Origin of the sequence: Caballeronia telluris, assembly GCF_001544495.1 — a bacterium.
In the GTDB taxonomy this organism is placed as follows: domain Bacteria; phylum Pseudomonadota; class Gammaproteobacteria; order Burkholderiales; family Burkholderiaceae; genus Caballeronia; species Caballeronia telluris.
This window is the reverse complement of sequence record NZ_FCNZ02000006.1, coordinates 56,574-81,936: the sequence shown is the minus strand read 5'-3', so window position 1 is coordinate 81,936 and position 25,363 is coordinate 56,574. Positions and strand designations below refer to the sequence as shown.

The window sequence follows — 25,363 nt, the reverse complement described above, 5'->3', positions numbered from 1 at the left end:
GTCACGCGGCGCGTATCGCGTCGATCACGAGTTGCGTCGCCGGCCTGATGCGGCGGTTCTTGCGCAGGATCAGCCCGTATGGCGCGAGGCGCCCGCGCAGCGGCGTGGGCAGCGTCGCGATCGTATTGAGCGCCGCGTAGTATTGCGCGACGGAACTCGGCAGGACGGCGAGCATGTCGGAATCGCGCAGAAGCGAAAGCGTCGTGAGGATCGACGACGTCTCCACCGTGCTCACCGGCGGCGCGACGCGCGACTCGCGAAACGTCTGGTCGATCACCTGCCGCATCGGGCTCGGATGCGGCTGCACGATCCACGGATAAGCCGCCAGTTCCGCGAGTTTCGGTTTCGCGGGCGCATGCGCGACAGGATGCTCCGGCCGCGCGACGATCGACAGCGCTTCTTCCGAGAGCGTCTCGAAGCTCAAATCGAGCGCGGGATAGCCATACGGAATCCGCCCCACCACGATATCCAGCTGATCCTGCTGCAACGCCTGCACGAGCACGTCGCTGGTGTCGATCTGCACCGTGATCTGCAGGCGCGGATGCGCCTCCTTCAACGTGACGATCACGCGCGTGAGTAGGTCCGGCGCGGGCGCCATCACCGCGCCGATGCGCACCTTGCCGATGTCGCCCGCTTCGATGGCGGCAAGCTCCTCGCGCAACTCTTCGAGATCCTCGAACACCACGCGCGCATAGCGCATCACCGCCTCGCCGTAGATGGTCGCTTCCATGCCGCGCGCGTGCCGCACGAAGAGCGACACGCCCACCGTATCCTCCAGTTCCTTCAGCGCCTTGGTTGCGGCGGGCTGCGTCATCGCCAGGTCGTCGGCGGCGCTTCTGAGCGATTCCGTTTCCGAGAGCGCGACCATCAACTGAAGATGGCGCAGGCGCAGGCGTTTCTTGATGGTCGAGGCGGGCGCGATCATGCGAGCGATAACTCCAGGAAATAGGCCGATTCGAATTATTCAGTGGTCAGTTATCGCATAGTTTCGCACACTAGCATCACTGAAAACGGCGCCGGACGAACGCCGGGCCACCGACAACATCACGGAGATCCACCCGCCATGAAAATCAAGCACATCCGCACGCGCGTCTTCGAATGGAAAGGCAAGGTCGTGCCGCCGCAGGCGCACTTCTGCACGAACGCCGTGGACATCCTGTACGAACGCGGCGACGCGATGGGCTCGTTCCGCTTTCATGGCTGGCTCGTCGTCGAGGTGGAGTGCGACGACGGCACGATCGGCATCGGCAACTGCGCGCTTGCGCCGCGTATCGCCAAGCAGATCGTCGATGAATATCTCGCCCCGATTGCGATCGGCGAAGACCCGTTCGACAACGAATACATCTGGCAGAAGATGTACCGCCGCACGCTCGCGTGGGGCCGCAAGGGAATCGGCATGGCGGCGATCTCGGCGGTCGACATCGCGCTGTGGGACATCATGGGCAAGGCCGCGAAGAAGCCGGTGTTCAAGCTGCTCGGCGGGCGCACGAAAGAAAAGATCTGGTGCTATGCATCGAAGCTCTACAACAACGACGACCGCGACGCGTTCCTGTCCGAAGCACAGGGCTATCTCGACCAGGGCTTCACCGCGATGAAGATGCGTTTCGGCTATGGCCCGAAGGACGGTCCGAAGGGCATGGCAAAGAACCTCGAACAGGTGCGTCTCTTGCGCGAGCTTGCGGGCGACGACATCGACATCATGCTCGAGTGCTACATGGGCTGGACGCTCGAATACGCGCGCCGCATGCTGCCGCGACTTGCCGAGTTCAATCCGCGCTGGATCGAGGAGCCGGTGATCGGAGACGACGTCGAGGGTTATCAGGAACTGAAGAAGATGAACATCATCCCGGTGTCGGGCGGCGAGCACGAATACACGAGCTATGGCTTCAAGGACCTGCTCGAACGCCGCGCGGTGGACGTGATCCAGTACGACACCAACCGTGTCGGCGGCATCACGGCGGCGCGCAAGATCAATGCGATGGCGGAGGCATGGTCGGTGCCCGTGATCCCGCACGCGGGCCAGATGCACAACTATCACCTCACGATGTCGACCACCGCGAGCCCGATGTCCGAGTTCTTCCCGGTGTTCGACGTCGAAGTGGGCAACGAGTTGTTCTACTACATTTTCGAAGGCGAGCCGCAGCCGGAGAACGGCTTCCTCCAGCTTTCCGATGAGATGCCCGGACTCGGCATCAGCTTGAGCAACAAGCATCTCGCCGATTTCGACATCATCGAGTAACACGCAAGGCCATTACAAAACCGATATCGGAGACAGCCATGCAAACCCCCGCCGACGCCCGCGCCGCGCCGCACGACGCTTCTCACGCCGACCACGCGACCAGCGTGCGCTGGCGCATCTTCGGCGTGGTGTTTCTCATCACGCTCGTGAACCTCGTCGACCGCATCTCGCTGTCGATCGCGATGCCCACCATCGCCAAGGAGTTCGCGCTCTCGCCGACGATGCAGGGCCTGATCCTGTCGAGCTTCTTCTGGTCGTACGCGCTCTTGCAGATTCCGGGCGGCTGGCTGATCGACCGGTACGGTCCGCGGCGCGTGATCGCGGGCGCGACGATCCTGTGGGGCGTGTTCCAGACGCTGCTCGGCGCGGCAACCGGCGGTCTCTCGATGCTGCTCATGCGCGTGGGCCTCGGCGGCGCGGAAGCCCCGCTCTTTCCCGCGGGCAGCAAGCTCAACGCGCTCTGGCTCTCGCGTCACGAACGCGCGCGCGGCGCCGTGCTGATGGACGCCGGCTCGCCGCTCGGCGCGGCCATCGGCGGACTCGCGATCTCGAACCTGATCCTCGTGTTCGGCTCGTGGCGCATGGCGTTCATCGCGGCGGGTCTCGTCACGATTGCGTGCGGCTGGCTCGCGTGGCGCTATCTGCGCGACGATCCGGCGAAACACCCGGGCGTGAACGCCGCCGAGCTGGACCATATCCGCGATGGTGCGCCGCCGCTTGCGAGCGCCGCATTCGCCGCCGACAATGAGCCGGCATTCCCGAAGCGCTCGGCGGTCGCGATGTGCATCGGCCGCATGAGCTGGGCGATGATCTTCTTCGGCCTGCTCACGTGGGGACCGAGCTATCTGACGCAAGCGCGCGGCTTGAGCCTCCAGCAGATCGGCACGTCGACGTTCTTCATCTTTTTGTCGGGCGCGCTGGGTTCGCTCGCGGGCGGCTTCCTCTGCGATGCGCTCTGCGCGCGCGGACTTTCGCGCGGCAAGGTGGTGAAGGGCATGGTCACGGTCTCGGGGCTCACGACGCTCGCGGTCTTCTGGTTGCTGCCGTCGATCACGTCGGCGGTCGTGGCGGTCGCGGTGCTTTGCGCGGCCGCGTTCTTCCTGATGTGGGGCAGCCTCTACTGGAGCTTGCCGTCGCTGCTCGCCAGTCCGCGCCGCGTCGGGCTGCTCGGTGCGCTGATGAACTGCTTCGGCAGCATCGGCGGGATTTCGATACCGCTCATCACCGGCTTCATCCTGCAGCGCACGGGATCGTTCGACGCCGTGCTGCAGTTCTACAGCGCCTGCGCGCTCGTCTATATTTTCGGCTCGATCGCCATCGATCTGCGCCGCACACACTGAAAGCACGAATACAAGGTGAACACGATGAAACCTCGCATTGCTGTCCTGCTCGGCGATCCGGCCGGAATCGGCCCCGAACTGATCGCGCGTCTCGTCGCGAAACCGGAGAACCGCGCGCGCGCCGATCTGCTCGTCATCGGCGACCGGCGCGAGCTTGAGAAGGGCATGGAGATCGCAGGGCAACGCTTCGACTACACGCTCGTCGACGATGCGAAGTCCGCGGCCACGAATACCGATGTGCCGTCGCTCATCGACTTCCGCCTGCCCGACGACGCGCCTTACGAGCGCGGCATCTCGACGGAGCGCGGCGGGCGCTACAGCCTCGAAGCGTTCAAGCAAGCGCTTGCGCTCACGCAGGCGAACGAGACGCAGGCGATGCTCTTCGCGCCCGTCAACAAGACGTCTCTGCACATGGCGGGCATGGAAACCGGCGACGAGATGGAATGGTTCGCGCGCCAGCTTCGCTACGACGGCGCCTTCTGCGAGTTCAACGTGCTCGACGAACTGTGGACCTCGCGCGTGACCTCGCATATCGCGTTGAAGGACGTAAGCGCAAGGCTGACGCCCGCGCGCATCATCGGCGCGGTGCGGCTGATTCATGACGGCCTGAAGCGCGCGGGCAACGCGACGCCGCGCATCGCCGTGTGCGGTTTCAATCCGCATAACGGCGACAACGGCGCGTTCGGCCGCGAGGAAATCGACGTGATCGCGCCGGCCGTCGAAGAGGCGAAGAAGCTCGGTTACGACGCGCAAGGCCCGTTTCCCGCCGACACCATTTTCGTGCGCGCCCGCGATCAGAAGGCGTTCGACGGCGTCGTCACGATGTACCACGACCAAGGCCAGATCGCGATGAAGCTGATGGGCTTCTGGCGCGGCGTGACCGTGCACGGCGGACTGCCGGTGCCGATCGCGACGCCCGCGCACGGCACCGCGTTCGACATCCACGGCGCGGGCCGCGCGGACGTCGGCGCGACGCAAAAGGCCTTCGACATCGCGACGCAGATGGCGCTCGACCGGATGCGCTAATGCACACGCAAGAAGCCGACATCGGCGCGCTCCGTGAACGCTTCCTCGCGACGGGCGACGACGCGCACTTGCCCATCGTCGATGCGCATCATCATTTCTGGGACTTGCAGCACAACTACCATCCGTGGCTGTGCGACCGTCCGCGCATTCCGTTTCGCTACGGCGACTACGAGTCGATCTGCCGCGACTTCCTGCCCGACGACTATTTCGCGCGAACCGAAGGTCATCGCGTCGTGAAGACGGTGATGATGGAAGGCGAGTGGGACCCGCGCGATCCGCTCGGCGAAGCACGCTGGGCGTCGGCGCTGAATGCGCGTTGCGGCTTGCCGAACGCGATCGTCGGACAGGTGTGGCTCGATCGCGCCGATGTCGAACCTGTGCTCCGCGAATTCGCGTCGATGCCGCTCGTGCGCAGCGTGCGCCACAAGCCGAAGACGGTGCCGCTCGGCGAGCACACGCCGACGTTCGCCGCCGCCGGTTCGATGCGCTGTGAACGCTGGCGTCGCGGTTATGCGTTGCTGGCGCAAAGCGGTCTGATGTTCGAGTTGCAGGCGCCCTGGTGGCACTTCGGCGAAGCGGCGGAGCTGGCGCGCGATTTCCCCGATGTCGCGATCATCGTGAACCACACGGGATTGCCCGCCGACCGCAGCGAAGCGGGGTTGCACGGCTGGCGCGCCGCGCTCGAAACGCTCGCTGCGTGTCCGAACGTGTGGCTGAAAGTGTCGGGGCTGGGCGAGCCGGGCGTGCGATGGAGCGTCGAGCGCAACGGCCCGGTCGTGCGCGATGCGTTGCGCATCTTCGGCTGGCAGCGCGCGATGTTCGCGAGCAACTTTCCGGTGGATAGCGTGGTGGTGTCGCTCGGCGATCTGTGGAGCGGCTTCAAGTCGATGGTCGCGGATCTCGCGCCGAAAGAGCGACTCGCACTCTTTCACGACAACGCCGTGGCGTTGTACCGGATTTGACGCGTCGCCTATAGCGGCCCGCTAATCCCAGTAGTTGCGAAACGCGGCGGCCACGATCACGGGCACGGTCATCACGAGCGGGATCGCGAAATAGGGCACTTCCATGTCGACGATCCACTTATAGACCAGCCAGCCGATTCCGGCACCCAGCGTCACGAGGCCGATAAGCGCGGTCAGCACGTTGATCGTGACGGTGGACGGGCGGCGGCGCGTCCGTTCGTCGGTGGAAGGCGGTTTCATCTTGGAGTCGCGGCTCGACGGCGAGCGTCGTCCGGTGAGTGGTCGATCAGCAAATTCTACTCTGCGGGGCGGTTCGTCAGCAGAAAGCCCGTGTCGATTCGCGGGCGCATCGTTCGTCGTGGTGATGGGGGCGCTTCTGCCGCCCGCAACGCTTTAGGAGACAAACGATGCCTTCCACAGACGGTTCCCCGCAAGTTCTCAGGCCCGCCGAGGAACTCGGCCAGTCCAGGCGCCGGTTTCCCGGCGAAAGCCCGCAATACCGCGCCGCGCGCAACGCGCTGCTCGTGCAGGAAATCGAATTGCGCCGCCATATCGAGCGCGTGGCCGCGCAGCGCCGCGCGTTGCCGCCGGGCGGCGCGGTGCCGCAGGATTATCTGTTCGAAGGCGTCGACGGGCCGGTCACGCTTTCGCAGATGTTCGGCGCGCACGACACGCTCGTCACCTACAACTGGATGTTCGGGCCGCAGCGCCAGCGCTCGTGTCCGATGTGCACGTCCTTTCTGAGCGCGCTCGACGGCGAGATGCCCGACATCCTGCAACGCGTCGCGTTCGCGGTGATCGCGCGTTCGCCGGTGCAACGCCTCGCGGGGTTCGCGAAGGAGCGCGGCTGGCGGCACTTGCGACTCTATTCGTCGGGCGGCAACCGCTTCAATCGCGATTACGCCGACGAGGACCCCGAAGAAGGCGACAACGCCGGCTTCAACGTCTTCGTGAAGTCGAACGGGACGGTGCGCCATTTCTGGGGCGACGAGATGGGGCCGGAGTCGGCCGATCCGGGCCAGGACCCGCGCGGCGCACCCGACGCGATGCCGCTCTGGACCGTGCTCGACATGACGCCGGGCGGCCGCGGCACGGACTGGTATCCGAAGCTGGACTACGGCCCGCGCTAGCCGCGACGCGCGTCAGTCTTCGACCGGCGCCAGCGGTTCGAGCGCCGGGCTCTTCGCGTGACTCAGCGCGACATGCGGCACGAACGACGCGAACAGCACGATGAACACGCCGATCGCCAGCATCGCCCAGAAGGTCAGATGCAGCGACGCGTGCAGGACGAGCCGCACGACCGGCTCGCTGACTTCCGCGAGGTGCCGCGCGTCGAGCAACTGACGCAACTGTTCGGACGTGATCGCACGGCTGAGCGTGGAGTGGCTCAGACCGTAGTTGAGTGCGGCGCCGAACGCGGTGGCGCCGAGCGTGCTGCCGAGATTGCGCGAGAAGAGATTCGATGCGGTCGCGCTGCCGCGCTGGTCGACGGTGACGATTTCCTGAATCAGCACGAGCGAACTCACGCTGAAAAGGCCCATCCCGAAGCCCGCGACGAGTGAGCCGACACCGGCAAGAACCGGCGACGACTGCGGCGTGAGCAGCACAAAAAACAGCACGCCCGCCGGCACGAAGACACTGCCTGCGACGAGAATCGGCCGCAGCCCGAAGCGGTAAAACGAGCGCGCGGCCAGCGTCGCGCCCGACGGCCAGCCGACCATCATCATCGTGAGCGCGAGGCCGGCGATCACCGGGGCGCGGCCGAGCACGCCCTGCACATACATCGGCAGGAACGTGGTCGCGCCCATCAGGATCATGCCGGAAAGCACGGTCGCCGCATTCGATGCCGCGATCGGCCGCCGGCTCCAGAGCGCGAACGAGATCATCGGCTCGGCGGCGCGGCGCTCCTGCAGCACGAAGAGCACGCCGAACACCACGCACGCGATGGCGGTGAGCGTCGCGGCGCGGTCCTCCGACGTTCCCGCGTAGGTCAGCGACATCATGAACGAGCCGATCGCCGCGGTGAACAGCACGGCGCCGAGCACGTCGATGGAGGGACGCGCGCTGCGCGGCGCTTCGCGCAGATACGCGATGAAGCCCGCCGCCGAAGCGAGGCCGATCGGCACGTTCAGCCAGAAGATCCACGCCCACGACCAGTCGCGGATGATGAGGCCGCCCACCATCGGCCCGAGCACGGCGGAGATCGCCCAGACGCTCGCGAGATAGCCCTGCACCTTGCCGCGCTCGCGGGCCGGATAGAGGTCGGCGACGACCGTCAGCGTGACCGGCTGGATCGCGCCCGCGCCGATGCCCTGGATCAGCCGGAAGACGATCATCGCGGGCATCGACCACGCGAAGCCGGCGAGCACCGAGCCGATCAGGAAAATGGCGATGCCGGCGAGGATCACCGGCTTGCGGCCGTACAGGTCGGCGAGCTTGCCGAAGATCACGGTCATCGCGGTCTGCGCGAGCAGGAACGACGAGAAGACCCAGCTGTACAGATGCAAATCGCCGATCTGCGAGACGATTTGCGGCATCGCCGTGGAGACGATCGTCGCCTCGATGGCGACCATCGCCATCGACGCCATCACGGCGGCGATCACGAACGCGCGTTTTGAAGCAGGATTCGATGCAGTGGCGGGGCTGGTCATTGTTTTCGTGCGCCGCGACGGCGCCGGCTGGCAGCGACCTTACGCGATCCCGGACGCAGAGCGAGCGGGATCGAGGGTTCGGCCGGGAGAAATCAGGGCTGGAATGTTACACCGGGGCAATAAAATCGGCTTGCTCGTCCATTGCCGATTCGGCGGGAACGGTGCGGCCGCGAGCGCGGCCGCACCCGGCGCGCGGCGGGGACGGGCTTCACCGCCCGTTCGACCCGCGCCGCCGTCATGCTTTCAAAAACCTACTTCGACGACTGCCCGATCTCGTGGTTCGCGAGGACTTCGAGCGCGCGCACCATCGCCGAGTGGTCCCACGCGGCGCCGCCGTGCGCCGTGCACGCGTTGAAGAGCGCCTGGCAGGTCGCGGTGTTCGGCAGCGAAACGCCGAGCGCCTGCGCCGTCGAGAGCGCGAGATTCAAATCCTTCTGATGCAGCTCGATCCGGAAGCCCGGATCGAAAGTGCGCTTCGTCATGCGTTCGCCATGCACTTCCAAAATGCGCGACGACGCGAAACCGCCCATCAGCGCCTTGCGGACCTTCTCGGCATCGACGCCCGCTTTCGACGCGAGCAACAGCGCCTCGCCGACCGCCTCGATGGTCGCCGCGACGATCACCTGGTTCGCCACCTTGCACACCTGACCCGCGCCGACTTCGCCGATCAGCGAGATGTTCTTGCCCATCATGTCGAAGAGCGGCTTGACGGTGTCGAAGGTCGCCTGCGAGCCGCCGACCATGATCGTGAGCGAACCCGCCTTCGCGCCGACTTCGCCGCCGGAGACGGGCGCATCGAGATATTCGGCGCCGCGCTCGCGCACGCGCGCGGCGAAGTCGCGGGTCGCCATCGGCGAGATCGAACTCATGTCGACGACGATCTGCCCCGCCTTCAGCTTCTCCGCGACGCCGTTCTCGCCGAACAGCACGCGCTCGACGTCCGGCGTGTCCGGCACCATGATGAAGATCACATCCGCCTGGCTCGCGACTTCCGCCGGATTGGCCGCGGCTTTCACGCCCGCTTGCGTCAGTTCGTCGGGCACGCCGCTGCGCGTGAACGCCGCCAGTTCGACGCCGTTCTTGCGAAGGTTGGCCGCCATGGGCTTGCCCATGATCCCGAGTCCGATGAATCCTGCCTTTTGCATGTGGTTCTCCTGATGAGGGGGTGGGGCGCCGTCGAAGCTCGCGTCATGGGCGACGCATTGCGATCAGGCCTTCGCTTCGGACGACTCGTTCGCTCGACGCAGCCGCTCCCGGCTGTTCGACAGATGCATGCGCATCGCCGCGCGGGCGCCGTCGGCGTCGTGGCGCGAGATCGCATCGAGGATGCTTTCGTGTTCCTGGTTGACGAGCGCGACATACGCCTTCGGGTCCGAATGCGCGATGCCCGCCGAATCGATGCGGTTGCGCGGAATCAGCGCGCTGCCCATCTGCGTCAGGATGTCGACGAAATAGCGGTTGCCGGTCGCCTGCGCGACCGAAATGTGGAATTGCAGATCCGCCGAAACGCTGTCGCCGCCCATGCGGCTCGTCGTTTCGATCGCGGCGAGCGCGGCGCGCATGCGCGCGAGGTCTTCGGCTTGCGCGCGCTGCGCGGCGAGACCGGCGCTCTCGGTTTCGAGGCTGATGCGCAATTCGAGCACCGAAAGCACGTCGCGCAGCGTGGTGGCGGGCACCATGTCGATGCCGAGCTTCTCGCGGCGCGGTTCCAGCACGAAGCTGCCGATGCCGTGACGCGTTTCGATCACCTCGCTCGCTTGTAGGCGCGAGATGCCTTCGCGCACGACGGTGCGGCTCACGCCGAGCCCGACCATCAGTTCGGATTCGGTCGGCAGCTTGTCGCCGGGCTTCAGCGCTTCCGACGCGATCTGCTCCTTCACGAAAGCCACGACGGACTCCGCCAGGTTGCGGGCGCGGCGCGGTGCGGCAATGCTGGTGAATTGGGCGGCCATCAAAGCGCTCCTGGATCGGTCAATGCGGCGGTGAATGCGGCGGTCAATGCGGCGGTGAATGCGGCAAGACGGGTCGATTCATTATAGCGTTGTCTGACGACTCATCGACGGCCGTTCGAGCCGCCGCGCAGGCGTTTCGCCGGTGCGCGCGGCGCTCAGGGCGGCCGGGTCGTATGTCGTCGGACCCCGTCTGCCGCTCACTGCGCCACCGGCTGCCGAAGCTCGACGCGCTTGATGTCCTTCACGATCACGAGATAGCTGAACACGGTCAGGAGCGCGTTGACGCCGACGAACACGAGCGCGCCGTTGAACGAGCCGCCGCTTTGCGCGACCAGATAGCCGATCACGATCGGCGTCACGATGCCGGCGATGTTGCCGAACATGTTGAAGATCGAGCCCGACAGGCCGATGGCTTCGCGCGGCGACGTATCCGCGACCACGGCCCAGCCGAGCGCGCCGATGCCCTTGCCGAAGAACGCGAGCGACATCAGCGCGACGACGACCCAGTCGGTGGACACATAATTGCAGCCGATGATGCACGACGACAGCAGCATGCCGCCGACGATCGGCACCTTGCGCGCGAGGGTGAGCGAATGGCCGCGCCGGATCAGCGAATCGGACAGCACGCCGCCGAGCACGCCGCCCGTGAAGCCGCAGATCGCCGGCAGCGAAGCGATGAGACCCGCTTGCAGGATCGTCATGCCGCGCGCCTGCACGAGGTAGATCGGAAACCAGGTGAGGAAGAAGTAGGTGAGTACGTTGATGCAGTACTGCGCAAGATAGACGCCGACCAGCATGCGGTTGGACAGCAGCTGGCGCACGAGCGACCAGCTCGTTGCGCGCGGTGCATCGCCTGCGGCCGCTTTCTTCGGGGCGTTGATGACGCCGCCGCCCTGCTCGATGTGATCGAGTTCGGCACGGTTCACACGCGGGTGATCGGCGGGATTCTTCATGACCTTGAGCCAGGTCAGCGCGAGCAGCAGCCCGGCGATGCCCATCACGACATACACGTAGTGCCAGCCGAACTTGTGCGTGATCCACGCCATCAGCGGCGTGAAGACGACGGCCGCGAAATACTGCGCCGAATTGAAGATCGCCGATGCGGTGCCGCGCTCGGCGGTCGGAAACCAGCTCGCGACGACTTTCGCGTTGGCCGGGAACGCGGGCGATTCGGCGGCGCCCATCGCGAAGCGCAGCACGAACAGCGCGATGACCGCGGCCGCCGCGCTGCCGGCGAGACCGACCGCGCTTTGCAGCAGCGTGAAGAGCGACCAGAAGAAGATGCTCGCGGCATAGACGCGTCGCGCGCCGAAGCGATCGAGGAGCCAGCCCGCCGGCAACTGCGAGAGCACGTAGGCCCAGCTGAAGGCGGAGAAGATGTAGCCCATCTTGATCGCGTCGAAACCGAACTCGCCGCGCATCGCGGAGCCCGTCACCGAGAGCGTCGCACGGTCGGCGTAATTGAACGTCGTGATGATGAAGACCATCAACAGGATCGTGTACCGGACGCTCGTGCGTTTCGCGACGCCAGCGGCGCTCGCAATGTGGGTCGTTTGCATGACGGGCTTGTCTCCTTCCATCAGTCTTTGAAACGGGAGTGCGCCGGCAGACGGGCCGCCGGCGCCTGCAGCTTACTGGGCGCCGAGCTTCTTGATGAGCACGTCGAGTTGCGCCAGTTCTTCCTCGTTGAGATCCGTGAGCGGAGCGCGCACCGGACCTGCGTCGTGGCCGACGAGCTTCGCGCCCGCCTTCACGATCGACACCGCATAGCCCGCGCGGCGATTGCGGATCGCGAGGTACGGCAGGAAGAATTCGTCGATCAGCTTGCCGACCGTCGCGTGATCGTCGGCGGCGATCGCGCGGTAGAAGTCCATCGCCGTCTTCGGGATGAAGTTGAACACCGCCGACGAATACACCGGCACGCCGAGCGCCTTGTAGGCCGCTGCGTAGACTTCAGCGGTCGGCAGGCCGCCGAGGTACGAGAAGCGGTCGCCGAGACGCCGGCGGATCGTCACCATCGCCTCGATCTCGCCGACGCCGTCCTTGAAGCCGATCAGGTTCGGGCAGCGGTCCGCGAGGCGTTCCAGCATGTCCGCGTTGAGCTTCGAATTCGCGCGGTTGTAGATGATGACGCCCATCTTCGGCACGGCCTTGCAGACCTGTTCCGCGTGATCGGCGATGCCTTCCTGCGACGCTTCGGTCAGGTAATGCGGCATCAGCAGCACGCCGTTCGCGCCGAGGCGCTCGGCTTCCTTCGCGTATTCGATCGCGACGCGCGTCGGGCCGCCCGCGCCCGCGAGGATCGGCACCTTGCCCTTGCAGGTTTCGGTCGCGGTGCGGATGACGTTCGAATAATCGCTCTTGGTCAGCGAGAAGAACTCGCCCGTGCCGCCCGCCGCGAACAACGCGCTCGCGCCATAGGGCGCGAGCCATTCGAGGCGCTCGGCGTAGGTGTCGGGGCGGAAGTCGCCTTTGGCGTCGAAATCGGTGACGGGAAACGACAGCAGGCCTTCAGAGACGATTTGCTTGAGTTCTTGCGGTGTGGTCATGGTTGAATATCCGAGAGCGGCGTGTGGAAGGCAGAAGCCATCTGATACGTCATCGTACAACATGAATTTCGCGGATTCAACAAGGAATGTGCGATGCGAGCGCACCTTTAGGGTAAATACTCACGCTAGCGGCGTGTCTCCAAGTTGTAGGATGACGTATGATATAGCTGTGAAACTGACCGACACGCGCTGTCGAACGAATACACGCAAAGGACCAAAAGGACCGGTGACATGGAACAGTCTCCTCTTTACATACGCGTTCATCCGCAGGACAACGTCGCGATCGTCGTGAACGATGGCGGGCTGCCCGAGGGCGCGACCTTCGCCGATGGCCTGACGCTGCGCGAACGCGTGCCGCAAGGACATAAAGTGGCGCTCGCCGATTTCGCCGAGGGCGATGAAGTGATTCGCTACAACGTCGTGATCGGTTATGCGCTCAAGAATCTGCCGAAGGGCAGCTGGATCAACGAGCACGTGATCCGCATGCCGAGCCCGCCGGGCCTCGAAGGCCTGCCGATCGCGACCGTCAAGCCGCCCGCGATGCCGCCGCTCGAAGGCTTCACCTTCGAGGGGTATCGCAATGCGGACGGCTCGGTCGGCACGCGCAACATCCTCGCGATCACGACGACCGTACAGTGCGTCGCCGACGTCGTTCAGCACGCGGTCACGCGCATCAAGGCCGAACTGCTGCCGCGCTTTCCGAATGTCGACGACGTCGTGAGCCTCGGCCACACGTACGGCTGCGGCGTTGCGATCGACGCGCCCGACGCGATGGTGCCGATCCGCACCGTGCGCAACATCAGCCTGAACCCGAACTTCGGCGGCGAGGTGATGATGGTGAGCCTCGGCTGCGAGAAGCTGCAACCCGAACGCCTGATGCCGCCGGGCACGATCCCGATCGTGACGACGGCCGTCGACGACGTGGCCGACATCGGCGATAACGGCGCGGACGATAACGGCGATGTCGTGGTGCTGCAGGACGAGGCGCACGTCGGCTTCCAGTCGATGATCGACTCGATCATGAGGATGGCCGAGCGGCATCTGGAGCGCCTGAACAACCGGCGGCGCGAGACGTGTCCCGCGTCGGAGCTGGTGGTCGGCGTGCAGTGCGGCGGCAGCGATGCGTTTTCCGGACTGACGGCGAATCCGGCGGTCGGCTTCGCGACCGATCTGCTGGTGCGCGCGGGCGCGACGGTGATGTTCTCGGAAGTGACCGAAGTGCGCGATGGCGTCGATCAGTTGACGAGCCGCGCGGCGAATCCGGAGGTCGCGCAGGCAATCATCCGCGAGATGGCGTGGTACGACGATTACCTGAAGCGCGGCAGCGCGGATCGCAGCGCCAACACGACGCCGGGCAACAAGAAGGGTGGGTTGTCGAATATCGTCGAGAAGGCGATGGGGTCGATCATCAAATCGGGCAATTCGCCGATTTCGGGTGTGCTATCGCCGGGCGAGAAGGTGAAGCAGAAGGGGTTGATCTATGCGGCGACGCCGGCGAGCGACTTCATCTGCGGGACGCTGCAACTGGCGGCCGGCATCAACCTGCACGTGTTCACGACGGGGCGCGGCACGCCTTACAGCCTGGCCGAAGTCCCGGTGATCAAGGTCGCGACGCGCTCGGATCTCGCGCGCCGGTGGCACGATCTGATGGACGTGAACGCAGGGACGATCGCGACCGGCGAGGCGTCGATCGAAGACGTGGGCTGGGAGTTGTTCCGGTTGATGCTGGAGATCGCGAGCGGGAGGAAGCAGACTTGCGCGGAGGCGCTCAAGTTGCACAATGCGTTGGTGTTGTTTAATCCGGCGCCGGTGACTTGAGGGTTTCGCTGACGCTCGGGGCGAGCGTCAGACACCGTTTGATGTAGATGCATTTCTGTTCGCATTGCTAAATAGTGGACGCTGTTCACCTTTTAGGCGAGAATCCCGGCCGTCGGCATCGAAAGGTGTCGGCGGATACTGGGCGCTTTCTACGCGGTGCACCGTTCAAGAGGAACAGAAACGCGGCGTCCAACGAACTATCGTTTTGTGGACGGGCGTTGAATGGCGATCGAACTGAAGACGGACTCGTGGCATCGCTACATGCTTTACCGGGGCGACGAACCGTACATGACGTACGATCCTGAAGACGCCCGCAGACTGGCGGCCGAAGCGGGTAAAAAATTCACGGCGTTGGCCTATGCTGATGTGTGGGCGAAAGATTCCGCATTGGTGAAGCGGGTTCGCCGGTTCCTCCGCGAAAATTTTCACTGGCACGCCCGCCTCGCGGAACGCGGGTCGGACCTCGAGGTCACGCAGACGCTCATGGTCATGGTGCGCGGTGGCAGTGTTGCCGTCATTCCCGAAGAACCGATGCGCAGTTGTGGCATCGGGTGCACACTGAAGCAAGCCGACTCCTCATTGCGGGACGTCGAGAACTACGGCGAGACTCCTTATGCATCTGTCACGGACCGCTATCAAGCGCAACTTGAGCGGATAGACGCTGAGCGGCCGACCTGGGCCGAAACGGACGCGTTGATGGACGAAATCAACGCTGACTTCCTACAGAAGACGATTGGAAGCTCGCCGCTGCTCGACTCGTTTTTTCGGGCGGCGGGGTGGACGGAGAAATATTCGGACGCGGGGACAGCGCGCGCGTCGCTATTCGAAGACGTACAACCGTTTGAGTACGACGAAGCCTCCGGAATTCTCGGCGGCGACGCGGACATACAAACGGCATGGCTGCCGATCACTGGCGGTCCGCCCGGCACTTGGGTAGAAAATCCATCCGGCAGCGGGCAATTGCGTCTGTTCGATGTGAACGGCAACGCGGCTGTTGATATCGACTTCGATCATGATCACGGCTTCGGTGTCCCTCATTCCCATAATTGGGACAACGGAGTACGCGATAACGGTAACCGCGTCTCTCTTCTTCCTTACTAGCAGGCGCTTAAATGGATGAACTGAAGAGGGTCGTTTACTTCCACGACTGGCATATCGACATCCTTGCCGTGAGGCAAGGAAATCGGCTCACGATCGGCCTGTACTTCGACGAGCGGCGGGCAACTCTGACGTTCGCCGGCACGAGTCGCTCCGCAGTGGAGCACTTTGGCCTCGTGAACATCGTGTACGAAATCAAAATTCTCCAGCCTGAGGACACGCGTTACGAAAAGGCGCTGGCAGTGCTTGAGAAGGCGGATCGGTATTCGCCAAAGCAGGGCCGCTACATCGCCCTTGTGGCGGCGACGGCTGGAGCCGAACTGGTGATCGAATTCGAATCTCTGGAAATCGAGGCGACGTGAACGGTATCTTTTGGCTAACGCGCCCGGACCTTTCCAACAAGAGTGCTTCGCGCTCCGGGCGCGCCATGCCTTGCTATACCAACCGCCTCAATACCCGCCACCCGCCCCGCCGGGCAAGCCCGCCTTCATCTTCCCCACGACCTGCTGCGCCCCGGCCGCCATGAGCCTCGCATCGGAACTGACGGTCACGAACTGAAACCCCTTCGCGATCCGCTCCAGCGCCTTCTCCGGCGTGCCGTTGTGAATCCCGGCGACGATTCCGTGCGCCTTCGCGCGCGCGAGAATATGGTCGATGGCTTCCGCAACCGGCGGGTCGACATCGTCGAAAGTGGGCGTGCAGCCGAGCGCGAGCGACAGATCCGAAGGCCCGATGTATATCGCATCCAGGCCCGGCGTCGACACGATCTCTTCCAGATTGTCGAGCGCCTCGCGCGTTTCGATCATCGCGAACACGACCACCGTATCGTTGGCCGCTTTCGGATAATCCGCGCCGCCGTACAGCAGCGCGCGCACCGGCCCGAAGCTGCGCGTGCCCATCGGCGGATAATGCGTCGCGGCGACGAGCCGCTCCGCGTCCGCGCGACTGTTCACCATCGGACAGATCACGGCATACGCGCCCGCGTCGAGCACCTTCATCAGGATGCCGGGCTCGTTCCACGGCACGCGGGCCATCGGTACGGTCTGGGTCGTCGAGATCGCGGTGAACATCTCGACCGCCTTCTGATAATCGACCACGCCGTGCTGCAGATCGACCGTCAGCGAATCCCATCCCTGATGCGACATCGTCTCCGCGGAAAACGCGCTCGGAATGGCAAGCCATCCGTTGACGACGGCACCGCCCGCCTTCCAGATCGAACGAATCCGGTTCTCACGCATGCTCGTGCTCCTCCTGGTTGCAGGCCGCGCGCGGCCCGTCAGTCTTTCATGTCGAATAGTTCGCTTGCTTGCCCTTCGATAAACCTTCGGTTCTCAATGGTAAACGCACCCGCCGCGCCGGTTAGCGCTTAACGCGCGCTTCCGGCGGCGTGAAGTCGATGCCGGCAAAGCTGCCGCCCTGATAGCGCTGACCGATGGCATCGAGCGGATTCGGCTTCTTCAGGATGTCGTCCGCGTAATCTTCGGCGTTGTGTTGCGAACGGTAGCCGAGACGCTCGGCGCCTTCGTTGTTCCAGTAGCTGCGCGTATTCGCCGACACACCCCACACGACGATATAGCCGATCTCCGGCGCATCGACGGTCCGCTCGACGATCTGCAGTAAATCCTCCTGCGCGAGCCACGTGCTCAGGTGCCGGAATTCCGTCGGCTTTTCGATGCAGCTGCCGATGCGCACGCACACGCTCTCGATGCCGTGCTTGTCCCAGTACATGCGCGCGATGCCTTCGCCCCACATCTTGCTGAGACCGTAGAAGCCATCGGGGCGGAACTCGCAATCGAGATCGAGCTTGTCTTCGACCGGGTACATCCCGATCGCATGATTCGAGCTCGCGAACAGGATGCGGCGCACGTTGTTGCGGCGCGCGCCTTCATACACTTCGACGAGCCCGCGCAGATTGTTGTCGATGATCTCGGGGAGCGGACGCTCGACGCTCGTGCCCGCCATATGGATCAGCACATCGACGCCGCTCAGCAGTTGATCGACGACTGCCGGGTCGCGCAGGTCGCCGTGCATGATGTCCTCGCCCTCGACGATCGGCACGAGTGCCTTGGAACCGCCCGCCGAGCGCAGGTCGTAGCCGCGCTCGATGAGCGCCTTTCGCAGCACGGTGCCGAGTTGTCCGCTTGCCCCGCTCAATGCAATCTTGGTCACGATAAGTTCCTTCTTGAAGTTTGACTCGGCCGCGCGCCGATGCTGTGGCGCGGTCGGCCATCGACAGGGTCAGCGTCCGGTGCTCGTGGCCGGCGTGGCGATCGTCGGTGCGCGCAGCGTGCCCGAATAGTCGCCCGGCCTGAGCAGGAACCATGCGACGGTAGCACCGATGATGTCGAAAAGCACGAGGCAGACGAAGAGCGGGTTATAGCCGATGGTGGTCGCGAGCGCACCGACGATCAGCGAGAAGATCATCCCGCCGAGCCAGCCCATCATGCCGGAGAGCCCGGTCGCCGTGCCGACTTCGTGCTGGCCGAAGACGTCCGACGCGAGCGTGTAAAGCGCGCCCGAAATCGTCTGATGACCGAAGGCACCGAGGCAGAAGAGGCCGATCGCGACATAGGGGCTCGCCGCGAGGCCGATGCACGCCGGGCCGAACATGAACAGCGTGCCGACGATCATCACGAGCTTGCGCGACGTCAGCAGTTGCGTGTTGAACTTGCGCAGCAGGAAGGGCGCGAGATAGCCGCCGAAGACGCAGCCGAGATCGGCGGCGAGGAACGGCAGCCAGCCGAACAGCGCGATCTCCTTCAGGTTCATGTGCCGCACGGAGACGAGATAGAGCGGAATCCAGAAGTTGAAGGTCTGCCATGCCGGTTCGGCGAGAAAGCGCGGAATGCCGATGCCCCAGAAACGGCGCGTGGAGAGCAGTTGCTTCCACGAAGGACGCTTGGTCGATGAGAGCTTGCCTTCTTCCTGGCCGCTCAGGATGTATTCGCGCTCGTCTTCCGAGAGGTTCGGATGGTCGGCAGGCGAGCGGTAGAAAAAGAGCCACAGCGCCACCCAGATGAACGCGACACCGCCCGTCACGACGAACGCCGTCTGCCAGTTGAACTGGAGGATGCAGAACACGACGAGCGGCGGCGCGAGCATCGCACCGATCGACGTTCCGGTGTTGAGCCAGCCGGTCGCGACCGAGCGCTCTTTCGCCGGGAACCATTGCGTGATGGTCTTCATGCCCGCCGGGAAGATCGCCGCCTCGCTCATGCCGAGGAGGCCGCGGAAGAACGCGAGCGAGCCCCAGCCGGTCGCGAGCCCGTGCATCATATTCGACGCCGCCCAGGCGGTCGCGAAGATCGCGAAGCCGATCTTGAGCCCGACCACGTCGAGGATATAGCCCGCCACCGGCTGCATCACCGTGTACGCGCCCTGGAACGCGGCGACCACGTACGAGTACTGCTGCGTGGTCATGTGCAGCTTGTCGGTCAGCGTCGGCGCCGCGACTGAGAGCGAGCTGCGCGCGAGGTAGTTGAAGATGGTCCCGAGCATGATCAGCCCGACGATCCACCACCTCAGTCCCTTGATCTTGTCTGCCAGCATGGCGTGTCTCCTTCCAGTTGCGTAGAGGGTGCGCGGCGGGTTGCCGCTGCATCTCATTAATATGTGACGTCGTACAACTGCGGAGCGCATGACGTCGTTGAAGATGTACGACAACTTTCGATCAATCGTGTGATGGTGTCAATGGAAAACGATTAACTAACGGGTAAACACGGACGCTCGCTTATCCTTTCGGAACCTTACACGTAGGGTTTTTGCGGGTCCGGACGACGGGAAAAGTCGCTTGACGTCTGCCTGACAACTTGGCTATTGTCAGCGACATGGCGATGAATGAAGCACCGCACCGCCGAATAGAGCGACGTCCTTAGTTGTATGACATCGTTTCTATGCGGCTTCAAGAACGGCGCGCAACGCTTCGCCCTGGACGGCCTAGGGCAAACGTTTTACATCGCCCGGCAAACAGCACGGAAATACGCAATCACGACCCACCGTGAATAACCGGCCCGGCCGGATAAGGAGACGAGAATGAAGCAATCGAAGGACAGGACGCTGGCGCACACACCCGTCGCGTTGCATTCGCCTGCGCGACGCACTTTCGTGAAGTTCGCGGGCGTATCGGCGGGCGCGTCGCTGTTCGGCACGCTCGGCGTGCTCGGCGGCTGCGGCGGCCACGACGATTCCGGCTCGCCCGCGACGCCGCCCGTCGTCGAGGATCCGATCTGGGGCTCGACCGGCGCCGCCACGCAGATCATCAACTCGCTGCAGGGCGTGGCGCAGTCGATGTTCCCGAGCCGCCAGTTCCTCGTCACGGATTACGGCGCGAAACCCTGCGCCGTCGTCGCGGCGACGAATCCGTACACCGACCCGTCGAAGTCTCCGCTCAGCACGGGCGCCGACCAGACGCACGCGCCCGGCTCCTTCGATTCGCGTCCCGCGTTTCTCGCGGCCATCGCGGCATGCAACACGGCGGGCGGCGGAAGCGTCGTGGTGCCGGCGGGCACGTGGTATTGCGCCGGCCCGATCGTGCTGCTCTCGAACGTCAACTTCCACCTGAGCGCGAACTGCACGATCTACTTCAGCCCGAATCCCGCCGATTACGCGAAGGACGGCCCGATCGACTGCGGCGCGAACGGCAAGCTCTACTACAGCCGCTGGCAATCGAACGACTGCCTGAACTACGGCCCGCCGGTCTACGCGCGCAACCAGACGAACGTCGCGATCACCGGCGAGGGCAACACTTCCGTCCTCAACGGCCAGGCGATGACACCGTTCGCCGGCACCGGCAACACGAGCACCTGCTGGTGGACCTGGAAGGGCAACAGCGGCGCCTACGGTTTCGCAGGCTCGTCGACGCCGTCGCAGGCCTATCTCAACCCGAATAACGTCGATCTGAGGACGGCCGCGCCGGGCATCGCCGATACGCTCTACACCCAGCTCACCGATCCCGCCACGCCCTGGCAGCAGGACCAGAACTACCTGCCGGCGCTGTCGGAGGCGGGCGTCGCCATCGAAAAGCGCATTTTCGGCATCGGCCATTACCTGCGGCCGTGCATGGTCGAGTTCATCGGCTGCACGAACGTGCTGATGGAAAGCTATCGCACCAACAACACGCCGTTCTGGCAGCACCATCCGACCGACTGCAAGAACGTCGTGATCCGCACCGTGACCGTGGACAGCATCGGCCCGAACAACGACGGCTTCGATCCCGACGCGTGCGACATGGTCCTGTGCGACAGCGTCGTGTTCAATACCGGCGACGACTGCATCGCGATCAAGTCGGGCAAGAACCTCGACAACGAATACGGCCCGGCGCAGAACCACGTCATCCAGAACTGCACGATGAACAGCGGCCACGGCGGCATCACGCTCGGCAGCGAAATGGGCGGCGGCGTGCAGAAGATCTACGCGCGCAATCTCGCGATGCTCAACCAGTTCTGGGCGACCAATTCGCTCAACATCGCGATCCGCATCAAGACCAACATGAACCGCGGTGGCTTCGTGAAGGATTTCTACGTCGACAACGTGACGCTGCCGAACGGCGTGAGCCTGACGCCTTCGGGCTACGGCAGCAGCCTGCTCGCGGGCAGTCCGATCAACGCGAGCGTGCCGCTCGGCGTGGCGACGGCCGCGGCGGCGAATCCGTCGGCGGCGCAGGGCGGGATCGTCACGTTCGACTGCGACTACCAGCCGTCGAAGGACGCGATCCGCACGCGTCCGGCGCTCGTGCAGAACGTCAACATTTCGAACGTGAAGGCGAGCAACGTGACGCTCAACGGGCTGACGGGCTCGTGCTTTCAGGCGATCGTGGCGCAGGGTCCGGTCGCGTTCGACTACAACGGTCCGGCACCCACGCCGACGATTCCGGCGATCACGGGCGTGACCATCACGAACTGCGACTTCGGCACGCCGGTTGCCGCCGGTCCGGCCACCTCGACGACGCCCGGGCCGATCTACGCGTACAACGTGCACGACATCGCGCTGAAAAACACGTTGATCGCGGGTCAGACGATGAACACGACCGTGAGTGACGCGCGCTAGCGGGCGTCACGAACCGGCCGGGCCGCGGGATGCGAGCCCGGCTCCGGTTCATCCGCTGGCGGAAGACTGTGCATTACTACCGCGAGGGCGCCTGCGTCGACGGCAGGCCGCCCTTGTCCTGACCCGGCGCGGTGTCGGCGGGAACGGGCGCCGCGTTGACGCCGCCTGCGGCGCCTTGTGTATCGGTGACGCCGCCGTAGGACATGTCGGTCGTCGACTGCGCCGACTGATTGGCGTTGTGCTGCATCGTCGCGCGCGCGCTCGGCGGGGCGCTGCGCGTTTCCTGGCCGCCCGCGATTTCCGGCAACAAGAGTAAGACGAGGCCGGCCGCGGCGGCGGCTGCGGTCAAAACGAAAGTGGATTTCATTTTGATGCTCCTTGCATGAGGCTCGGGGCGGGAGTCCCTGGCTCGCGCGACATGGGTTCGGTTAGAAGATGCGCGGCGCGAGGATTCGCGCGCGCGTTCCGGGGAAGCGGCTCTTGCGTTCTTCACGAAACGCTTAACGACTGGCTGCCGTCTGCGATTCATACGGCGGAGGATGCATGCGTGCGTGCCGGCTTTCTTGCTTCCTGCTTTTGTTATAGGGCGCCGCTTCAAGGGCGGCAGGCATTTTTTGATCGGCGTTGCAATTCGGCATCAGCGGGAAGAAAACGCTTCTGACGCGTGCGCCCACGATGTGGCCGGGCAGGCAGGCAAACACGCACATCGACGCAAAAGCGAATGGCTGGGAACGATCGTTGCGCTTGGGGACGAGGCAATCAGCCCACTTCTCGGAGACCGACATGAGCATCTTCTCGACCATCCTCAACAAGATTTTCCCGCACGACCATCCGGCCGCCTCGGGTTCCGGCGCGACCGCAGCGCCTGCCACGCCGCAGCAGCCGAGCCCCGCGTCGGCGTCCGCCGCGCCGTCGGGTTCGTCGACGCCAGCCGCGGCGGGCGCGGTCCAGCCGCCCGTCACGCCGATGCCAGCCGTGGATGTCGAAGCCGTTCTGGTCAGCATGCAGGCGAGCCAGGGGCAGGAACTGAACTGGCGCACGTCGATTGTCGATCTGATGAAACTGCTGGGGCTCGATAGCAGTCTCGCCGCGCGCAAGGAACTGGCGCAGGAACTGCACTACGGCGGAAACACGGAGGATTCGGCAGCGATGAACATGTGGCTGCACAAGGCGGTCATGCAGAAGCTCGCGGAAAACGGCGGCAAGGTGCCCGACGACCTCAAAAACTGATCGACGAGCACGTCGAACCGGGGAGATCCGCGCCGCGTTCGCGCGGACTCCCGGCCGCTACGGCCGCGCGGCCACTTCGTCCAGATGCCGCAGCAGGTCCGCTGGATCTTCGTAGACGCGCAGCGCGCCCGCGCGTTCCAGTTCGTCCATGCCATATCCGCCCGACAGCAAGCCGACGCCGAGCGAGCGGCAGCGTCGCGCGGCGAGCATGTCCCAGATGCTGTCTCCGACCACCACCGTGTGTTCGATCGACACGCCGAGCCGCTCTGCCGCCGCGATGAACAGGTCGGGATCGGGCTTCGCGTATTTCACGTCGTCGCGCGTGACGACGACCGCCGTCGCCGGATCGACGCCCAGCGCCGCCAGATTCACCGCCGCCGTCTCCATCCGGCCGCTTGTCGCGATGGCCCAGCGCGTGCCGGCCTGCGTCAGCGCCGCGAGCAGTTCGCGCGCGCCCGGCAGCGGACACACCTGCGCGCGCAGCCGCTGATACGCCTCGGCATGCGAGCGCCGCAGCCGCTCGACGCGATCCGGACTGATCTCGCCGTGCGTCTCGCGCAGCAACTGGTTGGTGAACAGGCCGCCGCTCATGCCGATCTTGCGATGGATGCGCCACACCGACAGCTCGATTCCTTCGTCGTCGAGGGCTTCCTTCCAGGCGAGCACGTGCTGGTACACGCTGTCGACGAGCGTGCCGTCGAGATCGAACAGGAACGAGGTTTCGATTCGCATGATGTCAATCCTTGCAAGAGTTTTCGGCAGGCGGCGCGTCGGGTCCGAATGCGCATCGTACTACCGCAAGGATGATGCCTTTCCCTTGCGCGGTGTCAGCACCGCCAGCACGATCGCGACGATGAAGAGCGCGGGGACGTCGCCGAGCAGGTGAGCGCGATGCGCCGGATGGGCGAACGACTGCACCGCCATGATCGAACCGTGAACCACGCTCGACCAGACCGTGAACCAGATCAGGCTGAGGTGGTCGAGCGGATCGCGCGCGGCCCGGATCAGGAACACGCCGAGCGTCGCGTAGATGCCGACGATCATCGCCGGATAGTCGGAATAGCCGGCTTGCCACGCCCAGCCCGAAGGCCAGACGATCATCAGCGGATAAAACCCCGCGACCGATATCGCGCCGACCACGACCAGCGCGATTCGCAAGTACTTCAGCCGGTGTGCGTCATCCATGTGAACTGTCTGTTGGTCGGTGGTCGATTGAATCCGTTATAGACGCGAACGGTCGAAAAAACAGGTCGCGATGCGCCGAGGCTCAATGCGAACGGCATCGCGTCGCCGTTATCGTTTCAACAAAACTTGAAATAACATCGCGACGCGCGTATTCTCCGCGACATGGACTCGAACCTCGCAGTACGCGCGCTTGGCGCGCTCGCCCACGATTCGCGGCTCGCGGTCTTTCGCGCGCTCGTCGTCGCCGGTCCGGCCGGCTTGCCGGCGGGCGAAATCGCCCAGCAACTCGGCCTCACGCCTTCCGGACTGTCGTTCCATCTGAAGGACCTGTCGCACGCCGCGCTAGTGAGCGGCCGGCAGGAGGGTCGCTTTATCTACTACTCGGCTAATTTCGATGCGATGAACGGTCTCATCGGCTTTCTGACCGAGAACTGCTGCTCGGGCGCCGCCTGCGCGGCCGGCGCGCTTCAACCAGGAAATTGCTGATGTCGTCCGACTTGCCGAATCTGAGCGCACCTCATGCCGACGTACCCGACCTCGCCAAGCTCACCCCTTTGTCGAATTCGTTGCATCCGCCGCGCATCCTGCTGCTGTATGGGTCGCTTCGGCCGACGTCGTACAGCCGGCTGCTCACGTTCGAAGCCGAGCGCATCCTGCGGCATCTCGGCGCCGAGACGCGCGTCTTCGATCCGCACGGCCTGCCGCTGGCCGACAGCGTTCCCGCCGATCATCCGAAAGTCGGCGAACTCCGCGCGCTCTCGCTCTGGTCGGAAGGGCAGGTCTGGTGCAGTCCGGAGCGCCACGGCACGCTGACCGCGGTGTTCAAGAACCAGATCGATTGGCTGCCGCTCGAAACGGGCGGCGTGCGTCCGACGCAGGGCCGCACGCTGGCGGTGATGCAGGTGAGCGGCGGCTCGCAGTCGTTCAACGCGGTCAATGCGCTGCGCGTGCTTGGCCGGTGGATGCGGATGGTGACCATCCCGAACCAGTCGTCGGTGGCGAAGGCCTGGCAGGAATTCGATGCCGACGGACGCATGAAGCCTTCCTCGTACTACGACCGGGTCGTCGACGTGATGGAGGAGTTGATCAAGTTCACGCTGCTCGTGCGCGACCGGACCGACTATCTAACCGACCGTTACAGCGAGCGCAAGGAAGCGCGTCCGGAACTCGCGACATCGCTAGCAAGCGCCGCGATGGACCACGAAACGACCTCCGGCGCCCGCGACGCCCACACTGACGCCGACTCCGACGACGGCGAAGTCGAATAA

25 protein-coding genes and 1 pseudogene are annotated in these 25,363 nt (G+C 64.7%); 12 read left to right on the top strand and 14 right to left on the bottom strand.

Annotated features, from left to right (window positions below; translation table 11 throughout):
* Position 1: 1 nt before the first annotated feature.
* Positions 2-925: a LysR family transcriptional regulator gene (locus AWB66_RS09730; protein ID WP_087630088.1), complete on the bottom strand. Its 924-nt coding sequence runs from the start codon at positions 923-925 to the stop codon at positions 2-4.
* 138 nt (positions 926-1,063) lie between these two features.
* On the opposite strand from AWB66_RS09730, the gene AWB66_RS09725 reads away from it, so the two are divergent.
* The 4 genes from AWB66_RS09725 to AWB66_RS09710 are packed head-to-tail and all read left to right on the top strand — an operon-like array spanning position 1,064 to position 5,567.
* Entirely contained in the window at positions 1,064-2,239 is a 1,176-nt protein-coding gene (locus tag AWB66_RS09725; protein WP_087630087.1) for an L-rhamnonate dehydratase, read from the top strand.
* Between the two features lie 38 nt (positions 2,240-2,277).
* A complete protein-coding gene (locus tag AWB66_RS09720; protein WP_087630086.1) occupies positions 2,278-3,579 on the top strand; it encodes an MFS transporter in 1,302 nt (433 codons plus the stop codon).
* Positions 3,580-3,603: 24 nt separating this feature from the next.
* Positions 3,604-4,605, top strand: coding sequence for a 4-hydroxythreonine-4-phosphate dehydrogenase PdxA (locus tag AWB66_RS09715; RefSeq protein ID WP_087630257.1), 1,002 nt, complete (start codon positions 3,604-3,606; stop codon positions 4,603-4,605).
* Positions 4,605-5,567: an amidohydrolase family protein gene (locus AWB66_RS09710; protein WP_087630085.1), complete on the top strand. Its 963-nt coding sequence runs from the start codon at positions 4,605-4,607 to the stop codon at positions 5,565-5,567. Before AWB66_RS09715 ends, AWB66_RS09710 begins: the two co-directional genes overlap by 1 nt.
* A gap of 21 nt (positions 5,568-5,588) precedes the next feature.
* Here the strand turns inward: AWB66_RS09710 and AWB66_RS09705 are convergent, their stop codons facing one another.
* The gene (locus AWB66_RS09705; protein WP_087630084.1) at positions 5,589-5,807 is read right to left on the bottom strand and encodes a hypothetical protein; all 219 of its coding nucleotides are present in this window, start codon (positions 5,805-5,807) and stop codon (positions 5,589-5,591) included.
* 167 nt (positions 5,808-5,974) lie between these two features.
* Here AWB66_RS09705 and AWB66_RS09700 point away from each other — a divergent pair, with 167 nt between their 5' ends.
* Positions 5,975-6,697: a DUF899 family protein gene (locus tag AWB66_RS09700; protein ID WP_087630083.1), complete on the top strand. Its 723-nt coding sequence runs from the start codon at positions 5,975-5,977 to the stop codon at positions 6,695-6,697.
* 12 nt (positions 6,698-6,709) lie between these two features.
* Here the strand turns inward: AWB66_RS09700 and AWB66_RS09695 are convergent, their stop codons facing one another.
* From AWB66_RS09695 to kdgD, 5 genes and pseudogenes are all read right to left on the bottom strand, one after another.
* A complete protein-coding gene (locus AWB66_RS09695) occupies positions 6,710-8,218 on the bottom strand; it encodes an MDR family MFS transporter (protein ID WP_087630082.1) in 1,509 nt (502 codons plus the stop codon).
* 251 nt (positions 8,219-8,469) lie between these two features.
* Positions 8,470-9,372: pseudogene (locus AWB66_RS09690) on the bottom strand (2-hydroxy-3-oxopropionate reductase); the annotation flags it as partial.
* Between the two features lie 54 nt (positions 9,373-9,426).
* Positions 9,427-10,170, bottom strand: a complete 744-nt coding sequence (locus AWB66_RS09685; RefSeq protein WP_087630080.1) for a FadR/GntR family transcriptional regulator — start codon at positions 10,168-10,170, stop codon at positions 9,427-9,429.
* A gap of 197 nt (positions 10,171-10,367) precedes the next feature.
* A complete protein-coding gene (locus AWB66_RS09680; protein ID WP_087630079.1) occupies positions 10,368-11,729 on the bottom strand; it encodes an MFS transporter in 1,362 nt (453 codons plus the stop codon).
* A gap of 72 nt (positions 11,730-11,801) precedes the next feature.
* Positions 11,802-12,719: a 5-dehydro-4-deoxyglucarate dehydratase gene (kdgD, locus tag AWB66_RS09675; RefSeq protein WP_087630078.1), complete on the bottom strand. Its 918-nt coding sequence runs from the start codon at positions 12,717-12,719 to the stop codon at positions 11,802-11,804.
* A 231-nt stretch (positions 12,720-12,950) separates the two neighbouring features.
* Between kdgD and garD the strand changes: the two genes are divergently transcribed.
* The 3 genes from garD (at position 12,951) to AWB66_RS09660 (ending at position 15,997) form a co-directional block, all read left to right on the top strand.
* Entirely contained in the window at positions 12,951-14,537 is a 1,587-nt protein-coding gene (gene garD, locus AWB66_RS09670) for a galactarate dehydratase (protein WP_087630077.1), read from the top strand.
* Between the two features lie 222 nt (positions 14,538-14,759).
* A complete protein-coding gene (locus AWB66_RS09665; protein ID WP_087630076.1) occupies positions 14,760-15,638 on the top strand; it encodes a hypothetical protein in 879 nt (292 codons plus the stop codon).
* A gap of 11 nt (positions 15,639-15,649) precedes the next feature.
* Complete coding sequence (locus AWB66_RS09660) at positions 15,650-15,997, top strand: hypothetical protein (RefSeq protein WP_087630075.1); 348 nt, start codon at positions 15,650-15,652, stop codon at positions 15,995-15,997.
* Positions 15,998-16,084: 87 nt separating this feature from the next.
* On the opposite strand, the gene AWB66_RS09655 is transcribed toward AWB66_RS09660, so the two are convergent.
* From AWB66_RS09655 to AWB66_RS09645, 3 genes are all read right to left on the bottom strand, one after another.
* Positions 16,085-16,873, bottom strand: coding sequence for an HpcH/HpaI aldolase family protein (locus tag AWB66_RS09655; RefSeq protein ID WP_087630074.1), 789 nt, complete (start codon positions 16,871-16,873; stop codon positions 16,085-16,087).
* Between the two features lie 121 nt (positions 16,874-16,994).
* Positions 16,995-17,804 carry an NAD-dependent epimerase/dehydratase family protein gene (locus tag AWB66_RS09650; protein ID WP_087630073.1) on the bottom strand — a complete coding sequence of 270 codons (810 nt, stop codon included), beginning with the start codon at positions 17,802-17,804 and terminating at the stop codon, positions 16,995-16,997.
* Positions 17,805-17,873: 69 nt separating this feature from the next.
* Positions 17,874-19,184, bottom strand: a complete 1,311-nt coding sequence (locus tag AWB66_RS09645; protein WP_087630072.1) for an MFS transporter — start codon at positions 19,182-19,184, stop codon at positions 17,874-17,876.
* Positions 19,185-19,667: 483 nt separating this feature from the next.
* On the opposite strand from AWB66_RS09645, the gene AWB66_RS09640 reads away from it, so the two are divergent.
* Complete coding sequence (locus AWB66_RS09640; RefSeq protein WP_087630071.1) at positions 19,668-21,680, top strand: glycoside hydrolase family 28 protein; 2,013 nt, start codon at positions 19,668-19,670, stop codon at positions 21,678-21,680.
* Positions 21,681-21,756: 76 nt separating this feature from the next.
* Here the strand turns inward: AWB66_RS09640 and AWB66_RS09635 are convergent, their stop codons facing one another.
* Together AWB66_RS09635 and AWB66_RS32900 are read right to left on the bottom strand one after the other, a co-directional pair.
* Positions 21,757-22,047, bottom strand: coding sequence for a hypothetical protein (locus AWB66_RS09635; RefSeq protein WP_087630070.1), 291 nt, complete (start codon positions 22,045-22,047; stop codon positions 21,757-21,759).
* 133 nt (positions 22,048-22,180) lie between these two features.
* Entirely contained in the window at positions 22,181-22,465 is a 285-nt protein-coding gene (locus AWB66_RS32900; protein ID WP_125469697.1) for a hypothetical protein, read from the bottom strand.
* Here AWB66_RS32900 and AWB66_RS09630 point away from each other — a divergent pair.
* Positions 22,464-22,910 carry a DUF3597 domain-containing protein gene (locus AWB66_RS09630; protein WP_087630256.1) on the top strand — a complete coding sequence of 149 codons (447 nt, stop codon included), beginning with the start codon at positions 22,464-22,466 and terminating at the stop codon, positions 22,908-22,910. The genes AWB66_RS32900 and AWB66_RS09630 overlap by 2 nt on opposite strands.
* Positions 22,911-22,967: 57 nt before the next feature.
* Here AWB66_RS09630 and AWB66_RS09625 read toward each other — a convergent pair whose 3' ends face one another.
* Together AWB66_RS09625 and AWB66_RS09620 are read right to left on the bottom strand one after the other, a co-directional pair.
* The gene (locus AWB66_RS09625; RefSeq protein ID WP_087630069.1) at positions 22,968-23,642 is read right to left on the bottom strand and encodes an HAD family hydrolase; all 675 of its coding nucleotides are present in this window, start codon (positions 23,640-23,642) and stop codon (positions 22,968-22,970) included.
* Between the two features lie 60 nt (positions 23,643-23,702).
* Positions 23,703-24,095 carry a DUF6632 domain-containing protein gene (locus AWB66_RS09620; protein ID WP_087630068.1) on the bottom strand — a complete coding sequence of 131 codons (393 nt, stop codon included), beginning with the start codon at positions 24,093-24,095 and terminating at the stop codon, positions 23,703-23,705.
* A gap of 162 nt (positions 24,096-24,257) precedes the next feature.
* On the opposite strand from AWB66_RS09620, the gene AWB66_RS09615 reads away from it, so the two are divergent.
* Both AWB66_RS09615 and arsH read left to right on the top strand, forming a co-directional pair.
* The gene (locus AWB66_RS09615; RefSeq protein ID WP_087630067.1) at positions 24,258-24,581 is read left to right on the top strand and encodes an ArsR/SmtB family transcription factor; all 324 of its coding nucleotides are present in this window, start codon (positions 24,258-24,260) and stop codon (positions 24,579-24,581) included.
* Positions 24,581-25,363, top strand: a complete 783-nt coding sequence (arsH, locus tag AWB66_RS09610) for an arsenical resistance protein ArsH (RefSeq protein ID WP_087630066.1) — start codon at positions 24,581-24,583, stop codon at positions 25,361-25,363. Before AWB66_RS09615 ends, arsH begins: the two co-directional genes overlap by 1 nt.

Bases quoted from the DNA above. Each gene is read 5' to 3' on its own strand.
- AWB66_RS09730 (WP_087630088.1), bottom strand. From the start codon at position 925: ATGATCGCGCCCGCCTCGACCATCAAGAAACGCCTGCGCCTGCGCCAT.
- AWB66_RS09725 (WP_087630087.1), top strand. From the start codon at position 1,064: ATGAAAATCAAGCACATCCGCACGCGCGTCTTCGAATGGAAAGGCAAG.
- AWB66_RS09720 (WP_087630086.1), top strand. From the start codon at position 2,278: ATGCAAACCCCCGCCGACGCCCGCGCCGCGCCGCACGACGCTTCTCAC.
- AWB66_RS09715 (WP_087630257.1), top strand. From the start codon at position 3,604: ATGAAACCTCGCATTGCTGTCCTGCTCGGCGATCCGGCCGGAATCGGC.
- AWB66_RS09710 (WP_087630085.1), top strand. From the start codon at position 4,605: ATGCACACGCAAGAAGCCGACATCGGCGCGCTCCGTGAACGCTTCCTC.
- AWB66_RS09705 (WP_087630084.1), bottom strand. From the start codon at position 5,807: ATGAAACCGCCTTCCACCGACGAACGGACGCGCCGCCGCCCGTCCACC.
- AWB66_RS09700 (WP_087630083.1), top strand. From the start codon at position 5,975: ATGCCTTCCACAGACGGTTCCCCGCAAGTTCTCAGGCCCGCCGAGGAA.
- AWB66_RS09695 (WP_087630082.1), bottom strand. From the start codon at position 8,218: ATGACCAGCCCCGCCACTGCATCGAATCCTGCTTCAAAACGCGCGTTC.
- AWB66_RS09685 (WP_087630080.1), bottom strand. From the start codon at position 10,170: ATGGCCGCCCAATTCACCAGCATTGCCGCACCGCGCCGCGCCCGCAAC.
- AWB66_RS09680 (WP_087630079.1), bottom strand. From the start codon at position 11,729: ATGCAAACGACCCACATTGCGAGCGCCGCTGGCGTCGCGAAACGCACG.
- kdgD (WP_087630078.1), bottom strand. From the start codon at position 12,719: ATGACCACACCGCAAGAACTCAAGCAAATCGTCTCTGAAGGCCTGCTG.
- garD (WP_087630077.1), top strand. From the start codon at position 12,951: ATGGAACAGTCTCCTCTTTACATACGCGTTCATCCGCAGGACAACGTC.
- AWB66_RS09665 (WP_087630076.1), top strand. From the start codon at position 14,760: ATGGCGATCGAACTGAAGACGGACTCGTGGCATCGCTACATGCTTTAC.
- AWB66_RS09660 (WP_087630075.1), top strand. From the start codon at position 15,650: ATGGATGAACTGAAGAGGGTCGTTTACTTCCACGACTGGCATATCGAC.
- AWB66_RS09655 (WP_087630074.1), bottom strand. From the start codon at position 16,873: ATGCGTGAGAACCGGATTCGTTCGATCTGGAAGGCGGGCGGTGCCGTC.
- AWB66_RS09645 (WP_087630072.1), bottom strand. From the start codon at position 19,184: ATGCTGGCAGACAAGATCAAGGGACTGAGGTGGTGGATCGTCGGGCTG.
- AWB66_RS09640 (WP_087630071.1), top strand. From the start codon at position 19,668: ATGAAGCAATCGAAGGACAGGACGCTGGCGCACACACCCGTCGCGTTG.
- AWB66_RS09635 (WP_087630070.1), bottom strand. From the start codon at position 22,047: ATGAAATCCACTTTCGTTTTGACCGCAGCCGCCGCCGCGGCCGGCCTC.
- AWB66_RS09630 (WP_087630256.1), top strand. From the start codon at position 22,464: ATGAGCATCTTCTCGACCATCCTCAACAAGATTTTCCCGCACGACCAT.
- AWB66_RS32900 (WP_125469697.1), bottom strand. From the start codon at position 22,465: ATGTCGGTCTCCGAGAAGTGGGCTGATTGCCTCGTCCCCAAGCGCAAC.
- AWB66_RS09625 (WP_087630069.1), bottom strand. From the start codon at position 23,642: ATGCGAATCGAAACCTCGTTCCTGTTCGATCTCGACGGCACGCTCGTC.
- AWB66_RS09620 (WP_087630068.1), bottom strand. From the start codon at position 24,095: ATGGATGACGCACACCGGCTGAAGTACTTGCGAATCGCGCTGGTCGTG.
- AWB66_RS09615 (WP_087630067.1), top strand. From the start codon at position 24,258: ATGGACTCGAACCTCGCAGTACGCGCGCTTGGCGCGCTCGCCCACGAT.
- arsH (WP_087630066.1), top strand. From the start codon at position 24,581: ATGTCGTCCGACTTGCCGAATCTGAGCGCACCTCATGCCGACGTACCC.